Origin of the sequence: Bacillus cereus group sp. BfR-BA-01524 (assembly GCF_022662595.1) — a bacterium.
In the GTDB taxonomy this organism is placed as follows: Bacteria; Bacillota; Bacilli; order Bacillales; family Bacillaceae_G; genus Bacillus_A; species Bacillus_A thuringiensis_S.
The window spans coordinates 1-7,723 of record NZ_JAKUDW010000159.1 but is presented as its reverse complement, the minus strand read 5'-3'; the positions used below and the strand labels follow the sequence as shown (position 1 = coordinate 7,723).

Sequence of the window (7,723 nt, the reverse complement as noted above, 5' to 3'; positions counted from 1 at the left end):
TTTTCGTAGACATAGATTACTTCCGTTGTTCCTTCTTCATACTTTCCTTCGGCATTTTTCGGTTTTTCGACTAACTTATAGCCCGGAATTTCTTTTGACTCTGTTTTGTAGTCTTTTCCTACTTGATCCGTTGTACTCGTTCCTGGAACTAGCTCATTTCCTTCCTTATCTACGTACTTCGTTACTACATTTCCTTCTACTTTTTCGTAGACATAGATTACTTCCGTCGTTCCTTCTTCATATTTACCTTCGGCATTTTTCGGTTTTTCGACTAACTTATAACCTGGGATTTCTTTCGATTCTGTTTTGTAGTCTTTTCCTACTTGATCCGTTGTACTCGTTCCCGGAATTAATTCTTTTCCTTCTTTATCTACGTACTTCGTTACAACGCTTCCCTCTTTTTTTGGTTCTACTTCAATTGATACTTTAGGCTTATGAGGATTCTCTGGATCATTTGGATCTACCACAATTGCCATGTTTTCAATTGTTCCGGCTTTCTCTTTTGTTACTTTTGCTGTAAAAGTTACTTTTGCTTCCCCTACGCCTCTAATTTGTGGCACTGTTACTTTTAAACTATTTCCTTTTACTTCAACTTCTACCTTCTTGCCATCGAGCAAAATACTTGATGCATCTAATTCTAGGCCTTCTGGCAATGTATCTTCTATCACTACATCTTTTGAAGTTGTTTTTTCTAATACATTCTTCGCAGTAATTGTATATGTTACACTGTCTCCCACTTTTACTAGATTTTTATCTACTAGTTTTTCAGCCTCAATCTTACCTGGTATACAGTTTATTGCGTTCGGATTTGGTTCTACTTTTATAATTGGAATTTCAAACTTCTTATCACTGGAAATGAGGTACCCTCCAATGACATCAGATCCATTCACATCAGGTTTTGTTTCTTTACCCTTATAAATAAGAGTGTACTCACCCTCTGGTTGTCTCTCTAAATCCCAAATCAACTGGTTATTTTTTATAATTGGATTTGTGCTTAAACCGTCTGGCCCTTCAACACGAATATCCTTAACATCTAAATCACTTTTAAAATCTAAAACCATTCTATCTTTTTCACTTTTTGCTACCATGCCTACTGTCTGAATTAGGCTTTCGGAAAATTCTGCGATGTTATTTGATAGAACAAACCAATCTGGCTGTGATGCCATACCTTGAAGTGCTTTTCTTGATGCCGGCCCGACTTCACTTTCGTACTTATCATGGTAATTACCTGGAGCTGATAAAGCCTCCTTGTTTTCCCAAAAGGCAGTTATTAATTTATAGCCTTTACCTTTTATTTCATTTGCTATGTTAGTAACCTCGCTCATTGCACCTTTGTAATCTTGTTGATATTCTCCAGACCAAGCTTTGCCTGTCCAATCACTTACTTTATTAGATGTTTTATGAATGTAGCCATCTAATTGGACATTTGCAACCCCATCAGTAACAAGTAAAAAAATTGTTTCACGATTCGGGGCATTTGCTCCCTTTTCCTGTTCATATTGTTGCAATGCAAATTGAAGACCACCTGCCGTTGGTGTACCACTAAAAGGCGTAATTTTATCAATTCCTTGCTTTGCTGATTCTAAACCACTATTCAAACCAGAGTGTAAATTTGTTTTCACCCCAGGACCATTATTATTTAGGATACTACCATTCATTGCTTTATATCCTTTATAATCTTGGTAGCTAGTAACCAGTACCCGATCATATTTAGGATCTAACTGTCCCACAGTTTGTTTTAATGCATTTTTAACACTACCTATAGAATCTTTAAAACTTCCACTCGCATCTTGTACAATTACAAAATCTATTTTCTTTTTATGCAATGGCCATTGAAACTTTAAGTGTCCCTCATGCTCTCTGTAACACATATTTCCTGTTTCATTTGTTTTTAGTGTATGGTCTATTCCCTCTACTGATCCAGCAAACACATTGAATCCAGGAAACGCCAACTGAATAAACAAACAAAGTGTCATAAATATTGATAGATTTTTTTTCATACCCTACTCCCTTCGCTATTGTATATTCTAATGTTTGAACTTAGTATTAGTAATCCTATTAGAATATCAAACTAAAAATATCTTCCTTTATTAACAGATGCTGCTCCTTTCTAATCTTAAATAACCAAACCGGTCGGTCTGGTTCGGTTATTATCATACAATAATTCCCTCTGTTTCTAAATACTTTTTTATTAATTTATAAAAGTATTGCAATATTGATGGGAATACGTAACTTTAAAAGTTGATATTAATACCCAATGCAAAAAAATATATACTGACAATTGCCTTACTTGCTTTTCCCAACCACATATATAATAATATGTAAGCATCATTCAATTTTTGTAGCATGAGAGAAGTAAGAAACTCATGATTTACTATATATCTATCATTTTGAAATAAACATATTTAGCAGCAAATTATACAAAAAACTTCTATTAAAAATACAGCAAAAAATTTCTGGATTCAGAGTCCAATAACAAAAAAACAGAATTTTCAATTCGAGAGGGAAATAAATTATGACTAAAGTTGATAAAGTAAAAGAAAAAATAATTGAAACAGCTTTGTATTTATTTAATACACAAGGGATTTCCCGCACATCCATTCAAGATATCATGGATGCTGCTTCTCTGCCTAAAGGCGCAATATATCGCCGATTTAAAAGTAAAGAAGAGATTGCATTGGCTGCCTTTGATAAAGGTGGAGAAATCATATGGAAACATTTTTATGCGGCTATAGAAAATAAAGAGAATGTTATAGATAAAATCATCGCCATCTTCCTTGTATACCAAGATGCGGCCAACAATCCTCCAATAGCTGGTGGGTGTCCTTTACTTAATGTCGCAATTGAAAGTACAGATGTTTTCCCTGAATTACATGCTGCAGCTGCAAAAGGATATGATAATACAGTAGTGCTAATGGAATCTCTTATTAAAAAAGGAATCGAAAAAAAAGAAATTAAAGATGATATAGATGTTATGTCACTTGCTTCTTTCCTTGCTTCTTCCATGGAAGGAGCTATTATGGCTAGTCGAGTATCAAAAAATAATATACACCATCATTATTTTATAGAACAAGTAAGACATCTTCTTAATTCATATGCCCGCTAAATCTTCTTAAACTACTTGTATATTTTAAAACAAAAAGGCTCTTATGCTACTACACATAAGAGCCTTTCTCACTAGTATTATAAACAACTAGCTATATACGAATCCTTTATACTCAAAAATTCTTTCCACCATTATTCTGGGAAAATAAAGCTAGAGTCCCCTTCACTATTATCGGAATCCTCTTGCGGGAACGTAATAGTAGAACCTTCATTCCCTTTATTTATTTCTTGTTCCTCAGGAAATACAATAGAAGAATCATTACCTAAGTTTGGTGAAAAACCAAGTTTAGATAAAATGGCTTTTAAGTCAGGTAAAACACCAATTTTATCAGAAGTTGGATCATTGGATTTCGTTCCGGTGCTGGAATCACTTAAAATATCCCTAAGCTGTCTTGGTGTATATACTCTCCCCTGATTATTTTTTGCAATTCCTTGAATTGATGCTGCAGCACCAGCAATAATAGGCGATGCACTAGATGTTCCAGCAAAACTAGATGTATATAGATTTGTTATAAATTCACTTGGTTTAGCATCTGTAGTATCTACTGCATTCCCCCATCCGTACACATCCACTCTACTACCGTAATTAGAGAAATATGAACGCTTATGAGGAACCCTTGCAGAAGCTGCCCCAACCATAATTGCCCCTGAATCTTTAAAATCAGGACTATTACGATTTAAAACTTGTTTACCATTACGGTCTCTAAATTGATCCAAATCATTTCCGCCGTTTGCACCTGCTTCAATAATAATAATTCCCTTATTTGTTCCCATACGAATTGCATCAAATATATCTGGTTTTACTTCCACAGGAAAATAGTTCTTATCTCCATATCCATCGTAAGTTGCTTGTGCCTCTAGTAAAAGAATATCTCCAGCTTGCATATTGTTAACCGCACTTAAAATAGCATCAGCTGTATTATAATTTCCGTTATCCCTAATCTGGGATACAACCTTTACCTTAGCTTTCGGTGCGATCCCAATTCCACCTATGTTATTATCCTCTGCCGAAACAATGCCTAAGACTGAGGTACCATGATCATGGTGCTCGCTTTTATTCTGTCCAGATATCAATTCAATCTTTTGATTCACTAAATCCTCATGACTAAATAACCACCCATACTCCATATCTACGAAAGTAGTTCCTTTTCCATCTCCACCTTTTATACTCCAGGCATAAGGTGCATTAATTCCTAATGGTGCTGGTTCAAGGTAACCTTGTCTTGTAAGTCTAGGCTCATCATATGGATTAACAGATAAATTTGGCAAACGCTCTGCTGGTGGCGCCTCTTCTTCCTGTAAATACGCCGTTTCAACAAGAGATGATTTTTCAATTTTTGTAAGTAATGCTTGTACATCAATATCATCTTGAGTTTCTACAATATAATAGTTTAGCAAATTAGAAGAAATATGATCGGAATCTTTTATTTCTTTCCCAAGATTTTTAATTTCTTTAGGATTTAAAGAATTAAAAAGTCGATTTATAGTTACATTTGGATATTCAGCTAAAATTCCAATTAATTCAGGATCTTGTTTTTCTTCTTTAATGAATTTTTCTATTCCATCCTGATATGGTAAATTCGCTTCATTTTTAAATTTCAAAATTAATTGTTTAGTAACTTGCTTATGTACAGTAGAATTCAATTGCTTATTTGAATAATTGTAGGTAGCTGCATAGGCAACTTCTGATTTTTCACTTGGAAGTAGCCCACCCACCCCATTAAATGCTGTTAATGCAATTGAAGAAACTAGAATTCCCTTAAAAATTTTCAAAACGTGCACCTCTTTTTATTAATATATACTTATAAAAAAATGTATTTTACCTAATTTCTTTTTATATAAACGTTTTATATGTAGGACTATATTTTCAACTCCATTCATTCTTTAATATTTGTTTATACATCATTAATACAACCAATTCATACCAGCCATTTTATTAATTCAGTTGCATAACTGTAACTATTATAGTTACACCTTTACGGAATAGTCAACCTTAAATGCAATTTTGCATTTACAATCATACATACTTCTATCAACTTACTCCCCATTATTTCAAGAGAAGTTGAACTTCTATCATTTTGAGTAATTGCATATATATAATATAGAACATATAAGGGGGGTTAAAACGTGGTAATCTCAAGACAAGATTCCTGGACTGATGATAACGATTTACTTCTCGCATCAACAGTACTTCAGAATATTCGTAACGGTGGAACACAATTAGCTGCATTCAAAGAAGTAGCGAAACTACTAGCTAGAACACCCGCAGCTTGTGGATTTCGTTGGAATTCATATGTGAGAAAACAATACCAAGAAGAAATACAACAAGCAAAACAAGACCGAAAAATGGGAAACAACATTCCCCTCTCCCCATCAGAAAAAGAAAAAAACTCTTTGTCTATTACATTAGATGATATTATTCTCTTTCTACAAAATTATAAAGATGTGAATGAATTGACAAAGTTACAAAATCAAATTGAAGATTTAGAAACAGAGAATCAATCTCTTCTACAACGTATAACTATGTATGAAGAAGAATATCGAATGTTACTGAACCATATCGATAAGACAAGAAATTTAATTGCAGTGGATTAAACAGCATAACTATAATAACTTTCCAGTAGGATTTTCGCCCGCCAAAACCACAATAAATAAAGAACATTCAGACTATTATTGGTAGTAATAAGTAAAATACACATACATAATGTATGTGTATTTTTAATTTGACTATTATTAAAAGAAATATTTAGTCTATGTTACATCTTTTCTAGTATTTCTTGTCTTTCACACCATTTTGTTAGCTTTTCTAATGCTTTTTTAGATAAACGTTTTGTTTTATAATTACAAAACCTAGATAATGTAGACGGAGAAATACTAATTTCATCTGCTATTTCACGAATGCTTACCTTTTTTTCATTGTGTACTTTCAGTATTTGGTCACGGATCTTTTTCTCTATTTGTTCGACTGATTCTACAGTCTTCTTTATTTCTTTAACAACTGTTGCTTCCGGTAATTGCTCTTGTGGTTCCTCTATACTCTTCTTTCCTATTACCCTATCCATTGACTGTAGCATTTCTTCAGGTGGTAAAATCGTTATTCCTAAGTTGGTGTAATAATTTTTAAACCAATTACGTTTCCCAATTTGTTGTTCATCCAGTGGATCACTATACTCCCAATGAGAGATTACTTTTTCATTTTCTAAATCCATTAGAACATTTTCTAACTGTTCTCTAATACGATTAGGCTTCCAATCTTTTGGGATATCCATTACTGCTAGCAGTCCTTTGTCCCCACCTATAGAATATGGCTTTTTCAATGATGAATACATTTGTCTAATTCTCCATTGCCATGTTAAGTATCGAATTAACCTTTTATGATATTTGTGTCTATAACTATTGTATTCAAGTGCTTTTTTAGATAATAGGGCTGTTGTATTATTTGATCCATACAAATAATTAGTTAAAAAGCTACCCGGCTTAATACGACAAGATTCAATGCCCATGTATTCGTTAGTAACACTATGTCTCCATAAAACAACTGAATCTAATACAAATAATCTTTTGATAACTTCACGCTTTAATTCTAAACGTTCCCCATCATCATCACGGTCATTTAATACAACGACTTCATTCTCATCATTTAAATAGATAAAAATGCTTGCTAAAGCTGCAATTCTCTTTGCTATCTTAATTTTATCTTCTGCTCTATAGTATTCTTTATTTTTAACAACTGTTTTTGGAATGTTGCACATTTCTAAAACTTGTTCATACGAAAAGTCAATAAAATCATCTGGAGATTTTGCTTCATTAATCCACTGTATTGTGATTGCATCTAAGCAATCTGCCGTTAAATCATCCATATTACTCATTACGTCATCTACAAGGGTATTCCATCGAGCTGCTTCTTCTATATTGGTAAGTCTTAAATCTTCATCTTTGTGTGAAGAAAGTTGAGCTACACCATTAGAAGACCTCGTTTCAATGGGATATTGTAAGACCTTACTTATTTCATCTTCTTCAAATTGATTCTTTGCAATCCCATCTCTTAATTTATAATAAACAGCAGAGTTATTTACCTCGTAATAATCCTCGTGATTCACTATATTTGGCTTATCTATATTTTGATCATTTTCTAATATTAAAGAATTTGTATGTACTACATTTTGAAATTCTTTTTCTATAAATACTTCAATTTCTTTATATATTTCTTCTTTATAAGAGTCAATTTTCGCATAAATTTGTAATAATGTAATTCCGGACTCTTGCTTTTTCTCTAACCAAGATACTAATGCAGTAAATGATGGAGAAGCATGGGGTGATGTGAGTACTTTATTATTATTATTTTCAACATCTTTAAAGTATGCATTCCACTTATTCCATACTAGATCGTTAGTTTTATAAATTGGCTCAGAGATTAGCAATGCATCTCGAAACATTTGTAATAAGTTATCCACTTTCTTTTCCTCCCTAAACCATGGATCACAATAAAATAATTCTTAGTATAAAAATCTTAACTACTATTATATTTAATTTATTGTAACAGATATTTACAAATTTTTGTTTCTTTCTTTCCTTACATTTATTTCCTTAACCCCTCAACTTGCAACAGTTTGCTCTT

5 protein-coding genes are annotated in these 7,723 nt (G+C 32.8%); 2 read left to right on the top strand and 3 right to left on the bottom strand.

Translation table 11 applies throughout. The features are described 5' to 3' along the window. The coding region (locus tag MR170_RS29125) for a MucBP domain-containing protein (protein WP_242310403.1) at nt 1-2,000 on the bottom strand (2,000 nt) is incomplete at its 3' end. A gap of 515 nt (nt 2,001-2,515) precedes the next feature. On the opposite strand from MR170_RS29125, the gene MR170_RS29120 reads away from it, so the two are divergent. After that, complete coding sequence (locus MR170_RS29120) at nt 2,516-3,106, top strand: TetR/AcrR family transcriptional regulator (protein WP_242310401.1); 591 nt, start codon at nt 2,516-2,518, stop codon at nt 3,104-3,106. Nucleotides 3,107-3,237: 131 nt separating this feature from the next. On the opposite strand, the gene MR170_RS29115 is transcribed toward MR170_RS29120, so the two are convergent. Then, nucleotides 3,238-4,878, bottom strand: a complete 1,641-nt coding sequence (locus tag MR170_RS29115) for a S8 family peptidase (protein ID WP_105433550.1) — start codon at nt 4,876-4,878, stop codon at nt 3,238-3,240. A gap of 354 nt (nt 4,879-5,232) precedes the next feature. Here MR170_RS29115 and MR170_RS29110 point away from each other — a divergent pair, with 354 nt between their 5' ends. Continuing rightward, nucleotides 5,233-5,700 (top strand): RsfA family transcriptional regulator, encoded by a 468-nt coding sequence (locus MR170_RS29110; RefSeq protein ID WP_000237077.1) that lies wholly within the window; start codon nt 5,233-5,235, stop codon nt 5,698-5,700. A gap of 161 nt (nt 5,701-5,861) precedes the next feature. Here MR170_RS29110 and MR170_RS29105 read toward each other — a convergent pair whose 3' ends face one another. Continuing rightward, nucleotides 5,862-7,559 carry a helix-turn-helix domain-containing protein gene (locus MR170_RS29105; protein WP_242310399.1) on the bottom strand — a complete coding sequence of 566 codons (1,698 nt, stop codon included), beginning with the start codon at nt 7,557-7,559 and terminating at the stop codon, nt 5,862-5,864. Nucleotides 7,560-7,723: the final 164 nt, after the last annotated feature.

What these genes read in the sequence shown, in the direction of transcription:
- MR170_RS29120 (WP_242310401.1), top strand. Translation starts at nt 2,516, where the DNA reads ATGACTAAAGTTGATAAAGTAAAAGAAAAAATAATTGAAACAGCTTTG.